This window comes from Kibdelosporangium persicum (assembly GCF_013280595.1).
In the GTDB taxonomy this organism is placed as follows: Bacteria; Actinomycetota; Actinomycetes; order Mycobacteriales; family Pseudonocardiaceae; genus Kibdelosporangium; species Kibdelosporangium persicum.
The window spans coordinates 369,034-392,958 of record NZ_JAAATY010000005.1; the positions used below are offsets into that span (position 1 = coordinate 369,034).

The 23,925-nt window shown below is 69.8% G+C and carries 16 protein-coding genes; 5 read left to right on the forward strand and 11 right to left on the reverse strand.

The features are described from left to right. Positions 1-3,294, forward strand: a complete 3,294-nt coding sequence (locus tag GC106_RS12640) for an AfsR/SARP family transcriptional regulator (protein ID WP_173128687.1) — start codon at positions 1-3, stop codon at positions 3,292-3,294. Here the strand turns inward: GC106_RS12640 and GC106_RS12645 are convergent. Continuing rightward, entirely contained in the window at positions 3,268-4,506 is a 1,239-nt protein-coding gene (locus GC106_RS12645) for an MFS transporter (RefSeq protein WP_173128690.1), read from the reverse strand. The two genes, GC106_RS12640 and GC106_RS12645, sit on opposite strands and share 27 nt — an antisense overlap. Further along, entirely contained in the window at positions 4,503-5,579 is a 1,077-nt protein-coding gene (locus GC106_RS12650) for a SagB family peptide dehydrogenase (RefSeq protein ID WP_173128693.1), read from the reverse strand. The genes GC106_RS12645 and GC106_RS12650 overlap by 4 nt, the downstream gene beginning before the upstream one ends. A gap of 299 nt (positions 5,580-5,878) precedes the next feature. On the opposite strand from GC106_RS12650, the gene GC106_RS12655 reads away from it, so the two are divergent. Continuing rightward, positions 5,879-6,901: an alpha/beta hydrolase-fold protein gene (locus GC106_RS12655; protein WP_173128696.1), complete on the forward strand. Its 1,023-nt coding sequence runs from the start codon at positions 5,879-5,881 to the stop codon at positions 6,899-6,901. A 41-nt stretch (positions 6,902-6,942) separates the two neighbouring features. On the opposite strand, the gene GC106_RS12660 is transcribed toward GC106_RS12655, so the two are convergent. After that, positions 6,943-7,413 carry a DUF4396 domain-containing protein gene (locus tag GC106_RS12660; protein WP_173128699.1) on the reverse strand — a complete coding sequence of 157 codons (471 nt, stop codon included), beginning with the start codon at positions 7,411-7,413 and terminating at the stop codon, positions 6,943-6,945. Positions 7,414-7,827: 414 nt separating this feature from the next. Here GC106_RS12660 and GC106_RS12665 point away from each other — a divergent pair, with 414 nt between their 5' ends. Further along, positions 7,828-10,959, forward strand: coding sequence for an AfsR/SARP family transcriptional regulator (locus GC106_RS12665; RefSeq protein ID WP_173128702.1), 3,132 nt, complete (start codon positions 7,828-7,830; stop codon positions 10,957-10,959). 37 nt (positions 10,960-10,996) lie between these two features. Here the strand turns inward: GC106_RS12665 and GC106_RS12670 are convergent, their stop codons facing one another. After that, a complete protein-coding gene (locus tag GC106_RS12670) occupies positions 10,997-11,398 on the reverse strand; it encodes a nuclear transport factor 2 family protein (protein WP_173128705.1) in 402 nt (133 codons plus the stop codon). Positions 11,399-11,479: 81 nt separating this feature from the next. On the opposite strand from GC106_RS12670, the gene GC106_RS12675 reads away from it, so the two are divergent. Continuing rightward, positions 11,480-11,947, forward strand: a complete 468-nt coding sequence (locus GC106_RS12675; protein WP_376777727.1) for a MarR family winged helix-turn-helix transcriptional regulator — start codon at positions 11,480-11,482, stop codon at positions 11,945-11,947. 6 nt (positions 11,948-11,953) lie between these two features. Here GC106_RS12675 and surE read toward each other — a convergent pair whose 3' ends face one another. Genes surE through GC106_RS12705 form a run of 6 tightly spaced genes read right to left on the reverse strand, consistent with a single transcriptional unit; the run spans position 11,954 to position 19,993 of the window. Next, positions 11,954-12,718 carry a 5'/3'-nucleotidase SurE gene (gene surE / locus GC106_RS12680; RefSeq protein WP_173128708.1) on the reverse strand — a complete coding sequence of 255 codons (765 nt, stop codon included), beginning with the start codon at positions 12,716-12,718 and terminating at the stop codon, positions 11,954-11,956. Further along, positions 12,715-13,716, reverse strand: a complete 1,002-nt coding sequence (locus GC106_RS12685; protein WP_312872615.1) for a PfkB family carbohydrate kinase — start codon at positions 13,714-13,716, stop codon at positions 12,715-12,717. Before GC106_RS12685 ends, surE begins: the two co-directional genes overlap by 4 nt. 41 nt (positions 13,717-13,757) lie before the next feature. Next, positions 13,758-14,561, reverse strand: a complete 804-nt coding sequence (locus tag GC106_RS12690; protein WP_246365510.1) for a hypothetical protein — start codon at positions 14,559-14,561, stop codon at positions 13,758-13,760. 55 nt (positions 14,562-14,616) lie between these two features. After that, positions 14,617-19,152, reverse strand: a complete 4,536-nt coding sequence (locus GC106_RS12695; protein ID WP_173128711.1) for a serine/threonine-protein kinase — start codon at positions 19,150-19,152, stop codon at positions 14,617-14,619. A gap of 60 nt (positions 19,153-19,212) precedes the next feature. Next, positions 19,213-19,629 (reverse strand): hypothetical protein, encoded by a 417-nt coding sequence (locus GC106_RS12700; RefSeq protein ID WP_173128713.1) that lies wholly within the window; start codon positions 19,627-19,629, stop codon positions 19,213-19,215. Positions 19,630-19,633: 4 nt separating this feature from the next. Further along, positions 19,634-19,993 (reverse strand): hypothetical protein, encoded by a 360-nt coding sequence (locus GC106_RS12705; RefSeq protein WP_173128715.1) that lies wholly within the window; start codon positions 19,991-19,993, stop codon positions 19,634-19,636. A gap of 113 nt (positions 19,994-20,106) precedes the next feature. On the opposite strand from GC106_RS12705, the gene GC106_RS12710 reads away from it, so the two are divergent. Further along, positions 20,107-22,113, forward strand: a complete 2,007-nt coding sequence (locus GC106_RS12710) for a hypothetical protein (protein WP_173128717.1) — start codon at positions 20,107-20,109, stop codon at positions 22,111-22,113. Between the two features lie 60 nt (positions 22,114-22,173). Here GC106_RS12710 and GC106_RS12715 read toward each other — a convergent pair. After that, on the reverse strand, positions 22,174-23,925 hold a 1,752-nt coding region (locus GC106_RS12715), incomplete at its 5' end, for a polysaccharide lyase family 7 protein (protein WP_173128719.1).

Below are 23,925 nucleotides of genomic sequence, written 5' to 3' on the forward strand. Positions count from 1 at the left end.
ATGGTGGGAGACACGGACTTCCGCCTGTTGGGGACCTTGGACGTGACGGTGGCGGGCCGGGCGATCACCGTTCCGGCCGGCAGGCAGCAGGTGGTCCTGGCGGGTCTGCTGTTGCGCGGCAACCAGATAGTCCGGGTCAGTGAGCTGATCGACTGGTTGTGGGACGAGGAGACGCCGGACAACGCGGCGTCCACGGCCCAGGCCTACGTCCGGCGGCTGCGGCAGACGCTGAACGCCAAGGACCTCATCACCACCATGCCGCACGGGTACCGGATCAACCTGGCGCCCGACGAGCTGGACTTGTTCCGGTTCCGCAGCCTGGTCAAGCAGGCCGACGAAACCGCCGACCCGGCCGCGCGGACCGACCTGATCACGCGGGCCCTCGCGCAGTGGCGCGGCCCGGCACTGGCCGACATCCCGGCCTGCTCGTTCCGGGAACGCGAAGTGACCCGGCTGACCGAGGAGCACCTGCGGGCGACCGAGATCCGTGTCGACTGCGACCTCGCCCTCGGACGGCACGCGCAACTGCTGCCCGAACTGCGCAACCTGACGACCCAGCACCCGTTCCGGGAGCGTTTGCAGAGCCAGTTGATGGTCGCGTTGTACCGCTCGGGCCGCCAGGTCGAGGCACTCGCCCAGTTCCAGGACGTGCGCGCCAGGCTGGCCGACGAGTTCGGAGTGGATCCCGGTGAGCAGCTGCGGCAGTTGCACCAGCGGATCCTCACCAACGACCCGGCACTGACGCTGCCGTCGAAGCCGCGTCCGGCCGAGGCCGCCGATGTCCCGGCTGTTGCCGCCGTGCCCGCCCAGCGCCCGGTGCCGCGGCAGCTGCCGGCCGGTCTGCGGGACTTCGTCGGCCGGGAGGAGACGTACGAACAGATCGTCACGCTGTTGTCCGGCGACGCGGGCACAGGTGTTCCGGTGGTGGCGATCTCCGGGCAGCCCGGGGTCGGCAAGTCCGCACTGGCCGTCCAGGTGGCCCACCACCTGCGGGCGCGGTTCCCGGACGGGCAGCTCTTCGTCGACCTGCTCGGCAACGCGCTGGACAGGGAGCTGACCGCGGAGCAGGTGCTCGCCCGGTTCCTGCAGGCTCTCGGCCTGCCCCCGGACCAGCTTCCCGACGATCTCAACGGCCTCGTCGGCGCTTACCGAACCGCGCTCGCCGACCGGAACGTGCTGGTTGTCCTCGACAACGCGGCCAGCGCCGGACAGGTGCGCAACCTGCTGCCCACCACGCCGGGGTCGGGAGCGCTGGTGACCAGCCGCAGACCACTGCGCGGCCTGGCTGTGCTGGGCGGAGCACAGTTGGTCAACCTGGACGTCCTCGACACCGAACAGTCGATCGCGCTTCTCAACACCATCGTGGGGCACGACCGCCTGCACGATCCCGACGCGTTGGGCGAGGTCGCCGAGTTGTGCGGCCATCTGCCGCTCGCACTGCGCATCGCGGGAGCGAACCTGCTGCTGCGGGACGACGACTCGGCGCAGGCGTACGTCACCGATCTGCGGCACGGCAACCGGCTCACCGCACTGGAGATCGAGGACGATCCCGGCGCCACGGTACGGGCCGTGTTCGACCTGTCCTATCTGGCGCTGAAACCGGAGGTCGCGCGTCTGTTCCGGCAGTTGAGCCTGGTGCCGGGGCCCGACTTCTCCCGGGAGGCGGTGGCGGTCCTCGGCCGGCTGTCCCAGCAGCGCGCCGACAAACTGCTGGCCGAACTGGTCGTCGCCGGGCTGATCCAGCAGACCGCGGCGGACCGGTTCCGCTTCCACGACCTGTTGCGGCTCTACAGCGCGGAGCGCTGCCAGATCGAGGAGAACCCCGGCGAGACGGAAGCGGCGCGGGCCCGGCTGTTCGCCTACTACGTGCGCTGGCTCGACGCTGTGGCCGACGTGCTGTGGCGGACCTGGAGCCGGCTGCCCCGTACCGAGGTGGAACTGGCGGTGCCAAGCCCGACCTTCGACCACCAGGCGCCCGCCTTCGCGTGGATGGACCAGGAAGGCCCTAACGTCATCGCCGCGATCCTCGACGCCGCGGAACACGGACCGGTGCATGCCGCATGGCACCTCGTCGAATCGCTGTGTGCCTACCTGGTGACCCGTGGCCGATACCGGGCCGAGGGGTTCATCGCCGCGCGAGCCGCCTTGCAGGCGGCTCAAGCCGCCGGAGACGCCCATGCCGAGGCGGCCATGCACTACGTCCACGCCTCCATCTCCTACCGCGTGCAGGAGCACGCCGCGGCGATGGCGCACACGTTGGCCGAGCTGGAGGCCTACGACCGGTGCGAATCTCATGAGGGCCGGGCACGGGCGCTGGTCAGCCTCGGCATCCTGTACCAGGCCGACGGGAAGCTCAGGGCCGCCGCCGAACAGGTCGAGAAGGGCGTGCGCCTCGCCGAGGAACACGGGTTCGACGCGGTCCGGCTCTTCGGGCTGATCAACCTGAGCGTCATCGAAGAACAGCGGGGTCACCTCGACCGGGCGGAATGGTCCGCGTACGAGGCCCTGAAGATGGCCCCGGCGAGCGGCAACCCCGTGACGGAGGCCGCCTCCCGGGTGTGCCTCGGCCACGTGATGGTCCGCCAGGGCCGGTTCGGCGACGCCATCGGCCAGTACACGGCGGCACTGGCCCGCTACCGGGAAACCGGCACCCGGCATTACGTGGCGGAGACGTTGCGAGGGCTGGCCAACGCCAACACCTTGACCGGCGATCACCAAGCCGCGCTGGCCCACGCCCACGAAGCACTGGCCGTCGCCGAGGAGTCCGGCATCGACCAGGATCAGGTCGACTCACTGGTCACGCTCGCCGCGGCGCACCAAGGTATGGGACACACCGACGAGGCGGCGACCTGTGCCCGCAACGCGTTGGAGATGTCGCGGGGCCTCGGCTATCGGCGCGGCGAGATCGTCGCCCTGCTGGAGCTGGCATCGCAGTGCCGTCAGCGTGGTGACCTCTCCACCGCTGGGGAGCACGCGCGCCACGGTGCCGAGCTCAGCAGGCGCGCGGAACTGGTCGGATTCGAAGGACGAAGCGAGACTTTCCTGGCGTGGCTCGCGTTCGAGGCACGGGATCTCATCGTCGCGCGGGACCACGCCCAGCGAGCGCTGGCCGTGTACGTCAACGCCGGTTCCCCGTTCGGCCAGGCGCAGGCACTGCACGTTCTCGGCCTGAGCTTCGCGGCGGGCGGCGACCACGAGCGGGCCAGATCATGCTGGGAACAGGCCCTGGACCGGTTGGCCGGGCTGGCCATCCCGGAGACCGACGAACTACGCCGGCTGCTGGCTCCCACCTGAGGAGTTGGCCAGCCGCCAGGCCACGAGCAACAGCGCGCACAGGGCCAGACCGGCGACACCGGCGCCGGTGATCACCGATGACGGCGCGAACGACTCGGCGAGGACACCGAACAGCACCACGGCACCGCCTTGGGTCACCCGCATGAACGTGAAGAGCAGGCCTATCGTCTGCCCGCGCCGCGAGTCGGGGGCGGTTTGGCTGTACTCCGCGCCGAGCGGAACCCAGAAGCAGGTGGCGACACCGGCGAGCGCGAACAGCGCGGCTCCCGCCCACACACCGGGCTGCAGGACGAAGACCACAAAAGGCAGGCAGGTCATCGCCATGAGCGGTGCCATGAGCCGGGACCGGTGGGCGGGCTTGACCCAGCGCGAGTACGCCCACAGACCGACCACGATCCCCACGCAGTTGCCCGCCATCAGCACTCCCGCGACGGCGACGCCGGCCCCGATCTGTGCGGCGTACGGAACGGCGAGCGTCTCGCACACCATGCTGACCGCAATGAGCAGCGGGAAGAACACGAGTACCCGTAGCCTCCGATGCCGGGCGACAAATCCGACGGCCGAACGCAGCGAAGCGAGCCACGGACCCGCGTCCGTCCCGGCTGCCGTCGCGGGCCGGTACGCCAGCCCGACGCGGAGCAGGACAGCGGAGGCCAGGAAGGTGCCGGCGTTGAGCACCAGCACCGTGCCGATGCCCAGCCAGCCGACCGCCACCCCGGAGAACCCGTACCCCAGTGCGAAGCCCAGGTGCCCGACGATGAGGTTCATGGAGGTGCCGGTCACGAAGTGTTCGCCGGTCAGCACCACGGACATGGTGGCGGTGTGCGAACTGGTGAACGGTGTGTCCAGCAACCGGGCGGCGATCAGCAGGATCCAGAGCCCGGCCAGGGGCATTCCGGGGATCGCCATGCACAGCAGCAGCGCCGCCCGGCCCACGTCCGCCCAGATCATGACGGTCCGGCGGGGATACCGGTCGGACAGGCCGGCCAGCAGCGGGCCGCCGAGCAGGTCGGGGACCACGGTCAGCGCGAACGTCACGGCCATCAGGCCGGCGGACTGGGTCCGCTCGTACACCGCGATCATCAACGCGGCTCGCGCCAGGTAGTCCCCGGCCGTCGACAGGCTCCGGCCGAAGAAGAGCGCCCGGAACTCGCGGTTCGCGAGCACTTCCCGGTAGCCGACGCGCTCGGGCGCCGACGTCGGCCGGCTCACGCCTTGGTACCGATCACCGCGCAGCCCATCACCAGTTCCCCGGCGGGATCGAGACCGAGCAGGTCCTCCACCAGCTCGTCACGGATCGCCGACGTGAACGTCATCCCCAGGCCCAACGCGGTGACCAGCAGGTACACCGTCTGATTGAGGTGTCCGACATCGAAGTGCAGCACCCGGTAGGTCCGTGGTGTGTGGTATTTCCACATGCTGCGATCCAGGACCGCGGTGTAGAAGACCACCATCGCCGAATTGTCGACCCAGGACTGTTCACAGACGATGCGGGCGATGTCGTCGTCACCGCACGGTCCGCCGATCCGCTCGAGAACGTGGGCCGTGGGGTTGTAGTGATAAATCCCCGGCTCCACCCCGTCGATCGCCCGCGCGCAGACATAAACCTCGGTCGGATGCCGGCCACCCCCCGAAGGCGAGGTCTTGAACACCGTCTGCGATCGCTCATCGATTTCCACAATGCCCGCGGAGACTTTCAGCAGGGCGGCCGCCGACTCCAGCGGAATCGGCTTGTCGACGAACGTGCGGTCACTTCGCCTGCGGTACAGCAATTCGACGAGATCACGCTCGCGCCAGTTCGCCGCAGACCCGTCGGGCAACCGGACGACCGGAGCGCCGGCGAAGCTACGGTGCGCGCGCGGCGCTGGTCCGTGCTTGAGGTTCTCGGCGAGCATGACGTCGTAGTCCTCGGGGGACTTCGCCGCCTCACCTGCGAGATTACGCACGGAGAAGTGGAACGCGGGCGCCAGCCTGCCCCACGGCCGCCATGCCGAGACGATCGACTCCTCGAGCCGGTGCCGAGGCGATCCTTCCGCGACGAGAATGTTGCTGTCCAGAAAGATCCGGGCGATCTTCGTATAGCGTTCGCGGAGCACCGGATCACCGGTCATGGCGTCCGTGGAGCCCAGCGGCTTCCACTCCGAGAACCAGCGCAACAATGCCTCGGCACCGTCAACCAGAGCGAATTGACGGTGCCCGACAGTATCGTCCCAGACGAGTTTCCCGGAATCCCAGAAGGACACACCGCACGCGGAAACCCGGACCCGGACGGTCTCGTGAGTCATGGGAACCGATTCCGGGGAATCTACCCCTCGGCCCGCTGGACGAACCCGAAGATCTTGTCGATGGGTTCTTCGTAGCTTTCCGAATACGGCTCGAACGCGATCTCGAGGTCCACGTCCTCGATCATGAAATCCACCCCCGTCTAGTCCTGACAGACACTTGCGGAGTCCTGCCCCAGCATTCGGACCCCGCCCCCGACTGTACCCGGATCGCCGGAAACCGGAAAGGTGATAGTGACACACCGGGACGAGGGCCGGTGAGCGACTGACATCGCTTCACGCCGCGTGCTTGACTGGCCGGCATGCTGCCCTGGGAGACCGAACTCGCCGGCCGGCTCGACCGGCACACCCTGGACTCCGTGCTGTTGCGGGACAATCCCCTCGGCGACCCGCATGAGCGGCCGCTGTGGGTGTACGTCCCGCCGGGCTACGACGACACGACCACCCGGTATCCCGCCGTGTACGTGATCCAGGGCTTCACCGGGCACCTGTCGATGTGGGCCAACCGGATGCCGTACCGCCAGCCGTTCGTGGAGACCGCGGACGCCGTCTTCGCGGGCGGCGCACCCGGCTGCGTGGTCGTCTACATCGACGCCTGGACCACCTTCGGCGGCTCGCAGTACGTGGACTCCCCCGGTACCGGCCGCTACCACTCGTACCTGTGCGACGAGATCGTGCCGTGGGTGGACGAGAACTACCGGACCATTCCGCACCGCGACTCCCGTGCGATCGCAGGCAAGTCCTCGGGCGGGTTCGGGGCGATGATCACGCCGATGCTGAGACCGGACCTGTTCGGCGCACTGGCCACGCATGCCGGGGACGCCTTGTACGAACTGAGCTACATCAACAGCTTCGGAGCGGCGGCCCGCGCGCTGCGGAACCACGACCACGACATCATGCGCTGGTGGGCGGACTTCCGGTCGCGTCCGGCGTTCACCAAGCCCGGTGACGAGACTCTGCTGGAACTGCTCTGCCTGTCCGCGTGCTTCTCGGCGCGGGAGGACGGCACGCCCGAACTGCCGTTCGACCCCGTGACCGGTGCGCTGAAGCCTGACCAGTGGCAGCGGTGGCTGGACTGGGACCCAGTGCGGATGGCCGGACGGCACCTGGACGAGATCCGGTCATGGCGAGCCGTGTGGATCGACGCGGGCAGCCGGGACGAGTGGTACCTGGACCTCGGCGCCCAGGCGTTCCGCACCGAACTGGCCAAGGCAGGCCTGCCCGACGACCGGATCCATTTCGAGTTGTTCGACGCCGGCCACAGCGGCATCGACTACCGGTATCCGCTGGCCCTCGCCTGGCTCGCCGCACGCCTCAAGCGCTGACGACGGTGTCCGGCCCGCGGACCGGACACCTGTCTGCATCGTCAGTGGTGATGGGCGTGCACGACCGCGTGCCCGCGACCGCGCCCGATCATCCACTTGTTCACCGGCAGCGTGATCACGAACGCCACCACCAGCGCGAACGCCAACGCACCCCAGAACAGCGGGCTGGCCAGGCCGGCGTCCATCGCGCCGGGAACGCCGATCATCACGGCGTTGTCCACGATCTCCATGACCGCGATCGACACGGTGTCCGCGGCGAGCGCCACCTTGAACGCCTGCTTCACGGTCAGGCCCGCCTTGAGTACGCCGCGCATCGTCAGCGCGTAGCCGAACACGAAGGCGAGGGCGACGGCCAGCGCGATCGTCGCGACGTCGTGCAGACCGAGCCACGTGCCGATGACCATGCCGAGCACCTCGCCGATGGCACAGCCAGTCAGGCAGTGCAGCGTGGCCGACGCGGCCGTGGACCAGGTGACCACGGCATGACCCTGGTGCTCATGCGCTTCCGACATCACAACCCTCCGTTCATACCCCTATGGGGTATCTACACGTCCTGAGGTTATATACCGGCCGGGGGTATAAAGCAAGGGTGACCGGAAATGTGACCACCACCATGCTCCGCAGGTGGCCGGGCCGACGCGAGCGGACCGCGTCACACGTCCGGTTAGGACATACACGAACCGTTGCCAGCACCGGCTTCGCTTGTTAGTATTGGCGCGGCCTCGCCGGACCACCCCCAGTCCGACGAGCGCGAACTGTGCGGGACGGGCCGCCCCTCCCCCCTCGACGACGGCCCGTCCCCCCTTTTTCGCCATCGTCCACTGTGGACGATGGCGGTGCGTCTACAGTGGACTGTAACCGACCGCCCAGGTCAGCGGCCACGGTCGAACCGCGTACCGCCGGTCGCGCGTGGCAAAATCGGCCGGGTGCAGATCGGGCTGCTGGGGTCCTTCCAGGTTCGCGCGGATGACGGCACCGTCGCCGACGTGCCGGGCGCCCGGCTGCGCGCGCTGCTGACCGCCCTCGCGCTGGAACCCGGCCGCGTGGTGCGGAAGGCGACGCTGATCGACTGGATCTGGGGTGAGAATCCGCCCGCCGAGTCGGCGAACGCCTTGCAACGGCTGGCTTCCCGGCTGCGGAAGGTGCTGCCGGCAGGGGTCGTCGAGGGACAGCCGGACGGCTACCGGCTGATGGTGGAACCCGACGCTGTCGACGCCGTGCGGTTCGAACACCTCGTCGGCCAGGCACGCGGCGGGGATCACCTCCAGCAGTCGAAACTGCTGGGTGAAGCTCTCTCGTTGTGGCGTGGCGCGGCCATGCAGGACGTCGGTCCGCAGGACAGCGCGGCATTCGACGCGGCGGTCGCCCGGCTGGAGAGACTGCGCCTGGCCGCGCTGGAGGACCGGTGCGACGCGGAGATCAGCCTCGGCAACGGCGCGGAACTGGTCGCGGAGCTGACCGGCTTGGTGGCCACGCACCCCGTACGGGAGCGGCTGGTCGCCGCGCTGATGCGTGCTCTCATCGCGGCGGGCCGCAGCTCCGAGGCGCTACAGGTGTACCAGCGTGCGCGGGAGGCCCTCGCCGACGAGCTAGGGGTCGACCCGTCACCGGAGCTGTCCTCGTTACACGTCGCGTTGCTGCGCGGCGAGGTGGGACGGCGCGACGAGACTCCCCACCACAATCTGCGTGCCGAGCTGACCAGCTTCGTCGGCAAGGACGCCGACGTCACCACGGTCCGCCGGCTCATCGGCGAGCATCGGCTCACCACCCTGATCGGGCCGGGCGGCTCAGGCAAGACCAGGCTGGCCACGGAAACCGCGCGCACGCTGCTCGGCAACCTGCCGGACGGAGCGTGGCTGGTCGAACTGGCAGCCCTCGGCACGGGCGGTGACGTGGCGCAGGCGACGCTCGCCGCGCTCGGCCTGCGGGACGCGCTGCTCGGCGGGACACCGCACGCGGACCTGACGGACGGCCTCATCGCCGCGATCCGCGATCGGGAGACGGTACTGATCCTGGACAACTGCGAGCACGTGATCGAGGAGGCGGCCACGTTCGCCCATCGTGTGCTCGGCGCGTGCCGCCGGCTGCGGATTCTGGCCACGAGCAGGGAACCGCTCGGCATCACCGGCGAGGCGCTGTGGCAGGTCGTGCCGCTGGCCCTGCCCGCGGAGAACGCCGACCCCGGCGCGATCGAGTCCTCCCCGGCCGTCCGGCTGCTGCGGGACCGGGCCGGCGCGGTGCGCAAGGATCTCACGACCGGCGCCCGCACCTCCGTGACCATGGCGCGCGTCGCCCGGGCGCTGGACGGCATGCCGCTGGCGATCGAACTGGCCGCGGCCAGGTTGCGCACCATGCCCCTCGACCAGCTCGCCAACCGGCTCGACGACCGGTTCCGGCTGTTGACCGGCGGCAGCCGGACCGCGCTGCCGCGGCACCGGACACTGCGCGCGGTGATCGACTGGAGCTGGGAGTTGCTCACCGACGCCGAACGGATGGTGCTGCGCAGGCTGTCGGTGTTCTCGGGCGGGGCGAACCTGGACGCGGCCGAGTGGATCTGCGCGGCGGACACGGGCGAGGTGCTCGACCTGCTGACCGCGTTGACCGAGAAATCCCTGCTGATCGCCGAGGGCGGCACGGTGCCGCGCTACCGCATGCTCGGCACGATCAAGGAATACGCGGCCCACCGGCTGGCCGAGGCGGGGGAATCGGACTCCGTGCGCCGGGCGCATCTGGCGTACTTCATCGAGCTCGTCGAGTCCGCGGAACCTCATCTGCGCCGCGCCGAGCAAGTGGAATGGCTCGCCGCGCTCGAGGCCGAGCACGACAACATCAGTGCGGCGATGCGTGGTGCGATCGCGGCCGGTGAGGCGCATGAGGCGATGCGGCTCGCGGCGGCCGCCGGCTGGTACTGGTGGCTCGGCGGACACAAGGCCGAGGGCAACGAGCTGGTCACCGCGGCCGCCGCCGTCCCCGGCGAGGTGCCCGACGAGGTCCGCGCCATCGTGTACGCCATCGTCTCGATGTTCCTGAGCGCCGGGCGCCGCTCCGAACACGAGGCGGCGGAGTGGATCAACCAGGCGCACCGGTTCTATGGGCGCGGCCGGCACAGTCATCCGCTGCTGGCGTTGCTCGAGCCACTGGTTCGCATGGTGCGGGAGCCGGACGCGTTCCTGCCCGCGTGGGAACCACTGCTCGACAGCGAAGACCTCTGGGTGCGTGCGCTGGGCCGGCTGCATCTGGGCAAGATGCGGATCGTGCTCGGCCACGGCGGGCGGGACGCGGACGCGTACCTCAGGACGGCGCTCGCCGAGTTCCGCGCGATCGGCGAACGGTTCGGGATCTCGTTCGCCCTGACCGAACTGGCGGAGCGAGCCGCCGTGCGCGGCGAGTTCGCCGAAGCGTGCGAGTACTGCGAACAGGCGATCGCTGTCGTCATCGAGATCGGTGCCATCGAGGACGTGATCCCCCTGCGGTCGCGCCAGGCCCAGCTGTACTGGCTGTTGGGCGACGAAACGTCGAGCGCGGCCGCCTTGGCGGAGGCGGAGCAGTACGCGAAACGGGTCGTCTGGCCGGACGCGCTGGCCGAACTGGCCATGGCGAAAGCGGAACTCGCACGCTGGAACGGCGACACCGAGGAGGCACACCGGCAACTCCGCGTCGCGACAACGTTGCTCGGTACCGACTCGGAGCAGGTGGCCGCCGTCCGTGCGGCGACCCACGACATGCTCGGCTACCTCACGGACGATCTCAGCGTTGCCCGTACCCACCGCGCGGCGGCCTGTGAGGCGGCGTCCGAAGCCAGGGCCGCCCCCGCGGTCGCGCAGGTGCTCGTCGGAGTCGCCGACCTTGCCCTCCGCTGCGAGCAGTACGAACAGGCGGCACGGCTGCTCGCGGCGAGCGCAAGCGTGCGCGGCCTGCCCAACCGTTCCCACCCGGACGAGGCCCGGATCGAACAGGCCGTGCGGCAGCGTCTCGGCGACGCCCGGTTCGCCGAGACGAGCCAGGAGGGCACGCAGGCGGACTGGCGGGAGCTGGTCGCCGCGACGCTCGACGCCTGAAGCGAGGCCGGTCTCGGCCAGGGAACGGCTGTCGCTGTCAGTCCTTTTTGGTCCATGCGAGGTCGATCCGTCCCTCGTGGAACCGCCAGCCCGCCGGGGTACGGGTGGCTCGGTATGCGACGCGCAGCCCGCTCGTCTGGTGCGGCGGGGCGCCGTCGCGGTAGAAGTACGTGACCTGGTTGGCCGACGCCTCGGCCTCGTCACCGTTCATGGTGACCAGGACGTCGCCGTGGATGTGCTGGGTGAGCACGTCGTTGTCGTGATTGCGGTGCAGGAACGCGATCACGTTGGCGAGACCTTGGATCTCACCGCTCTTCGGGGAACGCACCACGATGTCGTCGGCGTACACCGTGCCGATGTCGTCGTACCGCGCCTCATCCAGAACACGCGACAGGCGCGCGAACAAACTGCCGACTTCGAGCTGGTCCTGCGATGACATGACTTCCTCTTTTCATTGGTCGCACCAACGTTGGCTCAACCAACTATACACACCTTCGTTGGTGCTACCAACAGTGTTAGGGTGAGCGCCGTGGCGGAGATCCCCGAGCGGCTGGTGACCAAGCCGAGCTTCCTGATCACGCAGCTCGCCGTGCACGCGCGGCGGATCGTGTCCGACGGGTTCGCCGAAGCCGGCGCGCGCGGATACCACTACCGCATCCTGGCCGCACTGGACGAGTTCGGACCGGCCAGCCAGATCGACCTCGGCAGGCGCGGCGGCGTGGACCGCAGCGACGTCGTGGCCGCGGTCAACGAACTGACCGCGCAGGGCTACGTCGAACGCACGCCCGACCCCGACGACCGCAGGCGCAACGTCGTCAGCCTCACCAAGGCCGGTGCTCGTCAGCTACGCCGCATGGACCAGGTGCTCGACGCAGTCCAGGACAACCTGTTGGCTCCGTTGGACTCCGACGAGCGCGCCACCCTGACCGCGCTGCTCACCCGACTGCTCGCCCACTCACGCGACCTGCCGGATGGTCCTCAGCAGTGAACCTCGTCAGTCCGCGAGCAGGCCGGAACCGATCAAATCGTCGTCCTCGGTGACGGAGTACAAGGGTGTGATGGTCGCGTGGCCTGCTGCCAGCAGGGCGGCGTCCGTGCCTTCTTCGAGTTCGCCTTCCACCTCGATCGTCGTCACCTCGATGGTGCCGGGGTCAGCGCGACTGATCTTGGTCTGCGCCTGGCCGTAGGTGGCCAGCCGGGCCCACCTCAGCGGGCCCACCTGTTCGGTGTTGGGCACGTTCACGTTCAGCACCGGGCTGCCCGCGAGCCGGGCCACCGCGGGCAGGAGGCCGGCCAGGATGCGGGATGCGTTGTCCCAGCGGAGTTCCACGTCCTCGGCGAGGCCGACGTCCAGGGACACGGCCACCGCGGGCACGCCGTTGATCCCCGCGGTCAGGGCCGCGCCCACGGTTCCGGAATGCAGGACCGCACGGCCGACATTGGCGCCACGGTTCACGCCGGACAACAGCAGCGTCGGCCGGTCACCAAAGCCGTCATGGCACGCGATCAGCGCGATGAGACCTGGGCTCGCTTCGACCGCATAGGTTTCGACGTCGCTCAGCCCCGCTAGTTCACTCTGTCGCACAACGACTTGGCGGTCTCGTGCCGCCGCCGTGATCCCGGCGCTGGTGCCGCTCGACTCCTCGGCGGGGGCGGCCACGACGGTGTCCCAGCCCAGTTCCACCGAGCAGCGTGCCAAAGTGGCGAGGCCGGGCGAATCGATGCCGTCGTCGTTGGTGATCAGTACGCGTGGCGTCATCCGTCTTCGTTCCCCGTGTCAGACTTCCCCGTGTCAGGTTTCCCAGTGTCGGGTTTCTCGGTGTCGATACGGCGCAGGGAGACTCGTTCGGACAGGGTCCGCACGGCCTGGTCGCCTCCGGTTCCCAGACCGTGCCTGGTCACGTTGATCACGCCCGCGGCGGCGCCGAGCCGCAGGGCCTCGGTCTGGTCCATGCCCTGGGCCAGTCCAGCCGCGAGGGCGGCGGTCATGGAGTCACCGCCGCCACGACTGTCCACCGGCTCCAGGCTGGGGGCGTCCAGCAGGAACGCCTCGCCGTCCAGCAGGACCAACGCGGGCTCCGCGGCACGAGAGATCACGACCAGGTGCACGCCCTTGGCCGCGATGTCCCGGGCCGCTTTCAGCAAGGCCGGCACGGAGTCATCGCTCGCCCGGCCGTCCGACAGCAGCTCCTCGTGGCTGACCTTGACCACCGTCGGCCCGCCTTCGAGCGCGGCGGCCAACCGGTCGGCGGACAGGTCGACGACCACCTTGCAGCCGTTGGACGTCAGGTCCTTGGTCAGCCGCTCGTACATCGACGCGGGGACGACCTGTCTGTTCGGCTCGTCGGACGCGCCGCTCAGCACGGCGACACCTGCTTCCAAAGCGGACAGCAAGGTCAGCTCGTACAGGTCGTCGAGTTCGTGCCGGGTCAACGCGTCCGGCAGCATCTCCGCGATCTCTTCGCGCTGCCCGTCACGACGGTCATGCACGTAACCGCCGTTGCGAGCGGCAACGGGTCGTTCCCGGACTTCGATGCCCTCACCGCCTACCAGATGACGCAGCACCTCGCCCGTCTCGCCGCCGAAACAGCAGCACAGCACGACGCGCGTGCCGAGCGCGGCGATCATCCTGGCCTGCCAGACGCCCTGGCCACCAGGATGCAGATGGAGATCCGGCGTGCCGTGCAGTTCCTCGACCGTCACCGTGAGCTGGGGGGAGGGAGCGAACACCACCACGTGCCCCTTGGGTTCGTTCACGGCCTTCGAGTACCCGCTGAGGCGGTCCCACACGCCCGATCTCAGGAACGGGCGTTGTGCACCTCGGCCAGGTCCTCGGCCGTCACCAAGCGGTATTCGGCGATCCGCTTGCCGACGGCGAAGCGCGGGTTCTGGATACGGCCCTGCCGCGCCTCGGAGTACGGGTCGGCCAGTTCACCGAACGCGACGCGGGCGATGACACGGATCGCGTCGTCGACACGTTGGGTGCGGTCGAGGTTCCAGGCGTCGCCCGCGCGCCATTCGCGCACGCGTTCGTAGATCCGGCGATTCGTCGGCGGGAAGGGTGAGTCGTCGTCGCCGGTGAGCCACGGCTCGGCCAGCGCCAGGGCGACGTACCACTCCTTGGAGTACCTCGCCAGCTGTCCCTTGCGGATGTGCGGTTTGTGCTCGGTGTCCCTGCGGCTGGGCGTGAGCGATTCGCCGGTGCTCGCGTCACGCGCGGTGATGGCGAACGTCAGCAACAGGTCGGTGTACAGGTCGTGCCCGACCTGTTTGCCCGCCAGCACAACGAGTTCGTTCTTGCCCAGGTCGAGCATGGCCGACATGCCACGGACCAGCGTCACCCGCCGGGCCCCGCCGGGCGCGTCCAGCAGGCTCGACAGCCGCCCCTCCCCCGCGCCCAGCCACCGCAGCATCGCGGCTTCCTGACCGACGACCAGCTCGGCGAGCACACCCGAGACGTGCGGGGCGCAGCCGGGCAGCCGCAGGGCGACGCGGCCGGGCCGTTGCGGGCTGCCGTGCGGGTCACGACCGAACACCAGACGCTCACCCGACTCGACACGCACCGGGTGCAGATCGCTCCCGCGCACCATGGCCTGCAGCATCCCGCTCCTCGCAGACGATCCCCGGACGATTCCTCGGGGAGGAGCCGAGAATACGTCAGCGGCAGCCGGTGGTGCCCAGGTCGTCCGGGGCCGCGTCGAGCAGGCTCGTGCACACCTGGCGGGTGACGTCCGCCGGGTCCAGGCGCCACACCGCGACGTTGGTGTCCGTCCCGCCGCTGGCCAGCCGGGTGCCGTCCGGGGAGAACACGATGTCGTTGAGCGACGACAGGTGGGCGTTGAGGTTCGCGGCCAGGCCAGGTTCCGGATCGGCGAGGTTCCACAGCCTGATGGTGGAGTCCTCGGCGGTCACCGAGGCGAGCGTACGGCCGTCCGGGGAGATCGCGATCCGGCGCACCATGGACGGGTGTTGGCCGAACTGTTTGCGCACCTGGCCGGTGGCGGCGTCCCGGATCTGCAGCAGCCCGCTGATCCCCGCGGTGATCAACGACCTGCCGTCCGGCGTGTAGACCACGGTGTTGAGCGTGTTCCCGCCCAGCGGAGTCCGGGATTCGCCGGTGAAGCCGGGAGTCCGCCACGTCACCATGCCCGCCGCGGTGTCGCTGCCGTCCGGGTCACTGCCGGCGACCCCGGTGCCCGACGAACTGGTCAGCGCCAGCAACTTGTCGCCGTCGGGCGAGAACGTCAGGTCCAACGGCCATTCCCGGCCCATCTCGAGCACGGCGCGCTCGGTGAGGGTCGCGGTGTCCCACACGGTGATCCTGAAATCCTGGGCGGCGAGCGCGGGGTCCGCCGGTTGGTGCGTCGCGGCGATCCACCGGCCGTCCGGGGACACGGCCATGGCACCCCGGCCGATGAACAACCGGCCAGGCAGGGCGACCTTGCGTGACGTGGCCCCGCGTTCGGGCGGCGTCACGGTGAACGTGGCATTGCCCGCGCCGGTGATCCGTGTGCCGTCAGGGGTGTAGGCGATGGCGAGGACCCCACCGCTCTGCTCGGTCGTCCTGGTGATCTCCGCCCCCGACACGGTGTCCCATGTGTACAGTCCACTGTCGGCGTCACCGGCCGCGATCTCGTTGCCGCCAGGGCGGAACGCCAGGCTCATCACCGACGCACCGGGATCGTTGTACCAGTTCGTGTTGGTGTGCCAACGCTGCACGGTGCCGTCGCTGTTCGCGGCCACCCAGGTACGGCCGTCCCGGGTGACGGTGATCGCGACGACCGTCAGGCCGACCGTGGTGCCCTTGCGCAGCCCCTGCGGCAGGTTGCCGAGGAACGTCCCGTTGCCCGGGTCCCACGCGGTGATCGAGTTGAGATCGCTGTTGGTGTACAGGGTCCTGCCGTCCGGCGTGAACATCAGCGAGCTCGGTCCCGCCGCCCCGGCCGAGTCCGCCTGACGCGTGACGTCCGGGAAGGCCAGCACCGGCTCGCCGGTCCTCGGGTCCCACAGCCGGATCATGTTGTCCAGCACACTGGAAGTCGCGAGCAGCCGCCCCGAGAACGTCACCTGGACCGGCATGAGCCCACCGGGCCCGCGCCTGGTCGTGGCGTCGGCGTGCTCGGTTCGCCTGCTGACCCGGGTGGCCGCGGCCGTGTCCCACAGTTCGGCGCTGCCGTCACCCCGGCCGATCGCCAGCCGGTCGCCCGTCGTGCTGTAGGCGATGCTGGACGCGTCCACAACGCCCTTGGCGATCGTCCTGATCAGCTTGCCGGAGCGGGGATCCCACTCGCCGACACCCCGCGTGTCGTCCTGCTGCAACGACAGGGCGGCGACTGCCTGCCCGTCCGGGCGCCAGGCGAGCTGACCGATGGCGGGCAGGTTGTTGGCCAGCTGCGCCACCTGGCGGCCGGTGGCCACATCCCAGATCCGCACCGAACTGGCACCGACGTCGCCGTCGCGGTCGGCGTCCGAGGTGGCCAGAAGCGTTCCGTCGGGCGAGAACCGCACCACGGAGACGAAGCCCTTCGCGGTGATGCCGGTGTCCACGGGCTTGCGGGCCTTGGTGTCCCACAGCACGATCCTGCCTTCGCCCGAGCCGACCGCGACCAGCCCGCCATCCGGACTGACGTCCACCGAGGACACATTGGACAGTCCAGTTGAGAACGCGGATGGGTAGGTGATCAGCGGCGCGGACAGCAGCGCGCCCCGTGCCTCCATGGTCGGGCCGGCCCGCCAGCTCTCGACCGCCTTGCGCATGGCACTGACCGGATTCACCTCGGCCTCGGCCCGCGACTCCGCCGCCAGCTGCCGCGACTCCGCGTCCTGGCGGCCCTGCTCGGCCTCCGCACGTGCGACCATCGCGAGCACGCCCGCGACGAGCGCGCCGACGAGCAGGATCGCCAGCCCGGCGACGACACCTTGCAGCTGCCGGGTCCGGCGCCGCCGTTCCCGGTCGCTGGCCCGCAGGAACGCGCGCTCGTCCGGCGTGAGGTCGGTCCGGCCGGCCGCCCACTCCTGCGCGGCGGCGAGCCGGGCGCCGCGGTAGACGTCCGACCGGTCCCGGCCGCTGGTCCGCCAGCCGGCGACGGCCACACCGAGCTGCTGGCGGACGAGCAGACCCTGCCGGTCCTCCTCCACCCAGCCCCGCAACCGCGGCCACGCGGTCAGCAACGCGTCGTGGGACAACTGGACGTAGTCCCGGTCGATCGTGACAAGCCGGACGGCGACAAGGCTTTCCACGACACGGTTGGGCACCTCCGCGCGGTGTGCCCAGCGCCGGGCGATGCCGCCGCCGTCGAGCAACGTGATCATCCGCAGCACCGCCGCCCGCAGCGCGTGCCGGTCGTACTCGTTGAGCCGCGCGTACATGGTGTCGGCGGTCAACGCCACGGCCCGGTCGACCCCGCCGGTTTGCTGGTATCCCGCCAGCGTCAACCGGTTGCCTGTCCTGTTGCGCCACGTTTCGCGCAGCGCGTGCGCGAGCCGGGGCAGCGCGCCGAGATCGTCACCCGCGCCGACGTCGGTGATCAGCCGGTCGACGAGGCCGGGCTCCAGTTCGAGACCCGCTGCCTCAGCGGGGCCGACGATCACGCGCGCGAGCTCCTTGGCGGTCATCGGCCCCAGCACGAACGGCGCGGCCAGCGACGGCTTCAGCGAAGGCAGCCTGATGAAGTGCTCCACGAAGTCCGCACGCATCGCGAGCACGACCCGCGCCGGCCACGCGTTCGCGAGCGCGGTGGCGAACGCTTCACGCTCACGGGGATCAGCGCACTGCGTGAACAACTCCTCGGCCTGGTCGACCACGATGAGCATCGGCGCGTCCGCGCGTGCGACAGCCGCCTGGCACATCGCACGGAACGACGCGGGCTGCTCGTACAGTTGCCAGGCCAGGCGATTCGGGTCGGCACGGACGAAGGTCGCCATGCGCGCGGCCAACGTGGCGATCGGCCGTTCGCCGGGAGTCATGGCCAGCTGCGGCGCCATTCCGCCGGCGCCCGCGTGCGCGGCGAGCAGCCCCGCGTGCAGCAGTGACGACTTGCCCGCGCCCGAGGCGCCGACCACGACCAGCGGCCCGGAGTCCCGCTGCCGGGACAACCGGGCGAGCAGGTCGCGCACGGCCTGCTCGCGGCCGAAGAACCACTGGGTGTCCGCCGCGCCGAAGCTCTGCAAGCCTGGATACGGGCACTGGTCCCGGATCACGTCGGTGCTGTCCGTACCGACATCTTGACGGGCCTGTGCGGAGGGCGCGGTGCGCTGGCTGTCACCGTGTCCCGCGCCGACAGCGGCCAACAGCCGGACGAAGTACGCCTGGCCGTGATCATCGGTGCTCGGCGGGTCGGGAGGCGCACTCGCCGGTGCCTCGGTGAGGATCGCGGCGGCTGCCGCCATCAGCTCGCCCGCGCTCGGATAACGGCGGCGCGGGTCCTTGTCCATCCCGGTCTGGATGACCAGGTCGATCGCGGGCGGGATCCAGCGGTCGAACAGTGACGCCGCCGGCGGCGGGTCGTTGAGCTGGGCCGTCAGCTTGCCGACCGAGTCCGCCGCGGGAAACGGAACCCGTCCGGTGAGGCACTGGAACAGCACGCACGCCAACGAGTACACGTCCGACGCCGGCCCCGCCTCGCCCTCCGTCAGGCGTTCCGGCGCCATGTAGTCCAGCGTGCCGACGGCGTCGCCGGTCTCGGTCAGCCGGGTGACGTCCGGCGTGAACAGCCGGGCGATGCCGAAGTCAGCGAGGTACGCGGTGCCGTCGGCGTCCAGCAGCACGTTGGCGGGCTTGACATCCCGGTGCAGCACGGATCGCGCGTGCGCGGCGTCGAGGGCGACGGCCACCTGGGAGAGGATCTCGACGATCCGCTCCGGCGGCACCGGCCCGTCGGCCAGCAGCCGTTTCAGGTCCGGCCCGTCGATGAGCCGCATGTCGATGTACAGCCGGCCGTCGATCTCGCCGTGCGCGTGGACCGGCACCACGTGCGGCGCGCGGAGTTGCTCCGCGATCCTGGCCTCACGCCGGAACCGGTTCTCGAACTCCCGGCCCGCGAGCAACGGCAACCGTTTCAGCGCCACATATCGCTCGTGCACGGTGTCGAAGGCACGGTGCACCTCACCCATGCCACCCCGGCCAAGCAGTTCGTCGATCCGGTACGGCCCGAACAGTTCCGGTGCCGCGTCCACGGAGACCGTGTCGGTCATGCTCGACCCTCCCAGTCGTTGCGCGGCAAGCTTATTGCCCAGGGGCGCGGTCCGGAACGGCTACCCGCATTTGGTGAGTAAGTCACGTGCGGCGGCAGCGCGCCGTGAGTCCGCCAGACCGTCCCACAGGTAGTGCCGCATCGCCTTCACACATCCGGACATGGCCGCGTTGTCCGACTTCAGCACGGTGTTGCGCTCGTCGGCCCGGCGGCGCCCGGCCTCCGCGGACGCCACCCGTTCGTCCACTTCGGCGAGTTCGCTTCGCCGTTCTTCCAGCCGTGCCACCGCGTTCGCGTGATCACCGCGCGCGATCAGGAACAGCGTCACGAAAATCCCCGCCGACACGAGGAACAACGAGGCGAGCACGATCAACGTGGTGACTCCGTCCCGAACACCTGACACCGGACCCGGCGGAAGGGGCGGTGGTACGAACGGGCGATATCCGTTCAGTTCGGTTTCGTATCTCATGGTGTGCATGCGGTCACCTCCTGCAGTGAACGAAGGCCTTGCCCATCGCCGCGCCGAAGGCCGCCTCGTTCGCCCGCCGCGCGGCCGCGACGGAATCCTTGGCGGCGTCGGCACACGCGTGCAGTTCGGCGTTCATCGTGGTCAGCCGGGCGCGCTCGGCGTCCAATTCGTCCACTGTGGACTTCATGACAGTGATACGCTCGTTGCCGCCGGCGATCGAGACCTCGGCCGTGGCGATCCGCTCCTCCACCCGGCTGATCTCGGTCTGCTCCCGCACGTACAGCACAACGAACAACGCTGTCGCCGCCACCAGAACACCGGCGGCGACCGCGAGCGTGACGACCGTCCCGCGGCGCCCGGCCCGTTGCTCCATTGTGTCCTCCAGTCCTGCCAGCCCGGACCAGAACACTGTCGCGGCAACGCCGCGCCGCGCGTAAGCGGAACGTTCCGGTACGAACTGTGACCTGAGTCGGTGAGAATCACGGTATGACTGAGACAGCGCCTGATGACGCCGTTACCGCCCCCATCGATGACGGCAGGCCGCACGTGCCGGCCGTGGCAGTATTCGTCGCTGTGGCAGCGGCGCTCGTCGGGATCGCCGCGGTCATGCTGTTCGGGTGGACGTCCGCGGAGGGCTGGCGGCTGCTGATCGTGCTGGCCATGATCGTCGGCGGAGCGGCGATCGTCCTGCCGGCCGGTGACCCGGACGTGCGACGGACCTGGGTGCTCGGCCGGTCGGTGCTGACCGGGATCGGCACGGCGAGCGTGCTGCTCGCGGCGTACCTGGCCGGGATCGTGCTGGTCGGCCTGTCCATTCCGGACGGACCGATCTTCGCTTCACAACAGGCGGAACTGCCGTCACCGGTGACGATTCTGGTGTTGCTGTACGGCGTTCCGCTGATCGCGCTGATCGTCCTGGCGGTCCGCGGGCTGGCGGCGGGGCTGGCCGGCGCAGGCGTCGTCGCGCCCGTCCTGGCCGTGTCGATCATGGCCGCGGCCGGTGCCGACGCGTCGGTGGTCGCGATCTCGTCGCTGGTCGTGGCGATCGCGTGCGTCCCGCTGGCGCTGTTCTCGGCCGCACAGTGGGGCAGGTTCGCGACGCTGGTCGGTCTGATGGCAGCGTCGTTCGCGGTCGGCGCCGGGGTGTCGCCGTTCGGGACGCTGGCGACCAGCACGTCCCGTCCTGCGGCGAAGGCGACCGAGGCAGAGGCCGCAGTCGGTACGCTGCCGGCTGGTCTGGTCCCGGTGGTGCTGATCGGTGCCCTCGGCGCGGCGGCCGTACTGCTGGCTCTCGCCGTGTCACGCCGGGACACCGCCGGCGGACTGGTCGGTGCCGCCCTGTTCACGGTGCCTCCGGCCGCTCTGCTGATCCCCACGCTGATGACCGGGGAAGGCCTCGACGTGACCAGGTCGTTGGCGCTCGCCGCGGTTCCGCTTGCCGTGCTGCTGATCGCACTGGTCGCGTGGCGGGTTTCGGCTTTGCGTGACGTCTGCGCACGGATCTTGCGGCTGCCGGCCGCGCACCCGGCGGGGTTCGCCGCCGCGGCCGGGGTCGCGGCAGTGGTCCTGGTGGTGCACAGTCTTCCGGCCTTCGGTTTCCCCGGCCGGGTTTCCGGTGTGATCACGCTGGTGGTGCTGGCCGCGGCGGCGGTGCTGGCGGTGCGGCTGCCGGGCACGCCGGGCGCGGTGCTGGCCGGAGCGACGCTGGCCGGCCTGCAACTCGGTGCGCCGTGGCTGCGAGTGATCAACGGCGACAGCGGTTTCCGGAACGGTTCCACGGAGTGGCGGATCGCCGCCATCGTCGGGCTGGTCGTCGCCGTCGCCGCCGTGGTGGTGCTGGTCTCCCGGCACCGGCGGGCAGGGGTCTGGGCGGCTGCCGTCTATCTGCTCGCCGGGACCATGGCCAACCTGCTGTGGGCGCTGCTGGGCGCGGACCGGCTGGTGTCCGGCCGCAGCGGCGCTCTTGAGGCGATCATAATTGTGGTACTGCCGCTGCTGGTGCTCGGCGTGCCCGCGGCGATCGCGGCACTGCGCGGAAGCGCCGCCGGTCAGGCCGCCGGGGCGGTGCTGGTGGCCGTGGGTGCGTTCATCCCGCTGAATGCCGCGATCAGTGAGCTGCCCTCCGGCGGCGGCCCGACTGCCGAGGTCGCACTGCAGTTCTCGCTCGCCCCCTTCACCCCGACCAACGCACAGGGCGTCGCGCGGCTGCTCGAAGCCGGTCCGTGGACACTGGCCGGTGTCCTGGCGATGCTGGCGCTTCTCCTGGTGTTGCTGGCATCCACGGCACGGCGTGCGTCCGCGCCGCTCACCGCCGCCGGTGCGCTCGCCGTGCTCGTCGCCTCCCAGGTCATCACGCTCTCCGCGTTGGAGGTGTGGGGCCTGGATGCCACCGAACTCGCCCTGGGGATCTTCGTCGCGGTCGCCGCGGTTCTCGGCCTGGTGGCCATCCTGACGGCAATCGCCGCAGGCGAACGACGCCATCCGCCCACGTAAACCCTCGTGAGTGTTTATCAGGGTTAGAACACGGATAAACGCTCACGAGGGGGGTTGGGGCTACTTGTACACGCGGACCCAGTCGACCTCGAACACCGCCGGGCGCAGGCCGCCGTCGCCGGTGAAGTTGTCGAGCTGGATGTTGAGGTGTCCCGAGGGCATCGCCTGGATGTCCCCGCGGTCGGAGCCCGCACCGCCGGACAACCGGAACCATTCGACCCCGTCGACGTAGCCGACCAGCGCCTCGGACGTCCACTCGAACGCGAAGTTGTGCCACTGCGTCATGTCCACCGGGCACAGATCGCGGCGTTCCTTGCGATCGGTCGGACTCTTCGGGTAGTGCAGGAACGCCGTCAGGCACTGCGCGTCCGGGTCGGAGTACTCGACCCAGTCGTACTCGCCGTTCTCCAGGCGGTTGCCCGCGGTCGGCCAGATCAGGTGCAGCGCGTGGTAGAGCCCGCCGCTCGTGCCGATGTTGCGGGAGCGCGACCGGATTTCCCACCGGCCATACTGGGCGTCACGCTTCTGCCTCAGCCAGCCCGAGTCGCCGTTCGCCTCGCCACGCATGGTGAGCATGCCGTCCGCGACGGTGCTGTTCTTCGCGCAGCGACGTCCGTTCCCGGCGTGACCTTCCCAGCATCCGGCCGTGCCGCCGACATCGCCCGTCGGCACGGCCCACTTCACCGGGTCGACCGGGCCGGTGTAGTCGAACTCGTCGGAGATCGGCTCCGGTGTGCCCCAGCCGTACCGCACGGCGGCCTGTGTCTGGTCGGCTGCCTCGTCGTCGTGGGTGACGGCGAGGTTGTAGATCTTCACCTCGCCGTAGTTGCTGTTGCTGCACGGCGACGCGTTGCCACAGTTGGCCTGGGTGTACGCACCGGCCTTGAAATAGCCGCCGGAGAAGGACTTCGACAGCGTGGCCTGCAGTACACCGTTGTAGTAGGCCTTGATCTGACCGTCGGAGACCACGAACTTGGCCTGGAACCTGGTCCCGAGCACGTAGTTGTCCGTCACCAGCTTGTGCTTGTTGTTGCCGTCGGTGATGTAGAGCTTGCTGCCCTCCAACCGGAAGACCGAGACATCGTTCTCGGCGTCATGGATCTGCCCGGCGACGATGTTCGGCCGCCCCTGCGGCACCGCGGTGATGGCCTGGTCGATCACCATCGTGTGCGTACCCGACGTCGAGGACCAGCTGGCCTTCGAACTGCCCGACATCTCCCGCAACTCCGAACGCGGATAGTTCGATCCGCTGGTGGTCACGCCGTTGACCGCCGCCCGGAACTGCACCGCCGTGCAGTCCGGGGCAGCCCGGAACCACGGGTCGATCGAATACGTGGCCAGCTCCGGCTGCTCGACGTTCAGCGGCTTCTCCTCCTCGCCGATCGGCAGCCCGATGTACCAGTTACGCAGGTCCAGCACGTCGGCCGGGTAGTCACACTCCCCACCACCCCCACCACCGTCAGCACCGTTGACGACCGTCTCGGTGATGCTGGTCCAGTCGTTGGACGTGTTGCCGTGCCCCACGACACGCACATACCGGGCAGAGCCGTCCGCGAAGTCGTAGTTCTGCGGCTGGAGTGTGGTGCCACTGCTGGTTTTGCCCGCCAGCACAGTCGTCCACGACGACCCGTCACCGGACAGCTGCACGTCGAAGGTGTCCCGCCGGGTGTCGCCCTTGTGCCAGGCGATGGACACCGACCCGACCGTCTGCGCCGAGCCGAGGTCGTACCGGATCCACACCCCGTCACCCTCAGCCGACCACCGGGTGGTCAGATCCCCATCGATCGTGTTGGCCGGGACGTTGCCGTCATC

Coding starts and splice junctions, on each gene's coding strand:
- GC106_RS12640 (WP_173128687.1), top strand. CDS start 1: ATGGTGGGAGACACGGACTTCCGCCTGTTGGGGACCTTGGACGTGACG.
- GC106_RS12650 (WP_173128693.1), bottom strand. CDS start 5,579: ATGACTCACGAGACCGTCCGGGTCCGGGTTTCCGCGTGCGGTGTGTCC.
- GC106_RS12655 (WP_173128696.1), top strand. CDS start 5,879: ATGCTGCCCTGGGAGACCGAACTCGCCGGCCGGCTCGACCGGCACACC.
- GC106_RS12660 (WP_173128699.1), bottom strand. CDS start 7,413: ATGTCGGAAGCGCATGAGCACCAGGGTCATGCCGTGGTCACCTGGTCC.
- GC106_RS12670 (WP_173128705.1), bottom strand. CDS start 11,398: ATGTCATCGCAGGACCAGCTCGAAGTCGGCAGTTTGTTCGCGCGCCTG.
- surE (WP_173128708.1), bottom strand. CDS start 12,718: ATGACGCCACGCGTACTGATCACCAACGACGACGGCATCGATTCGCCC.
- GC106_RS12690 (WP_246365510.1), bottom strand. CDS start 14,561: ATGCTGCAGGCCATGGTGCGCGGGAGCGATCTGCACCCGGTGCGTGTC.
- GC106_RS12695 (WP_173128711.1), bottom strand. CDS start 19,152: ATGACCGACACGGTCTCCGTGGACGCGGCACCGGAACTGTTCGGGCCG.
- GC106_RS12700 (WP_173128713.1), bottom strand. CDS start 19,629: ATGCACACCATGAGATACGAAACCGAACTGAACGGATATCGCCCGTTC.
- GC106_RS12705 (WP_173128715.1), bottom strand. CDS start 19,993: ATGGAGCAACGGGCCGGGCGCCGCGGGACGGTCGTCACGCTCGCGGTC.
- GC106_RS12710 (WP_173128717.1), top strand. CDS start 20,107: ATGACTGAGACAGCGCCTGATGACGCCGTTACCGCCCCCATCGATGAC.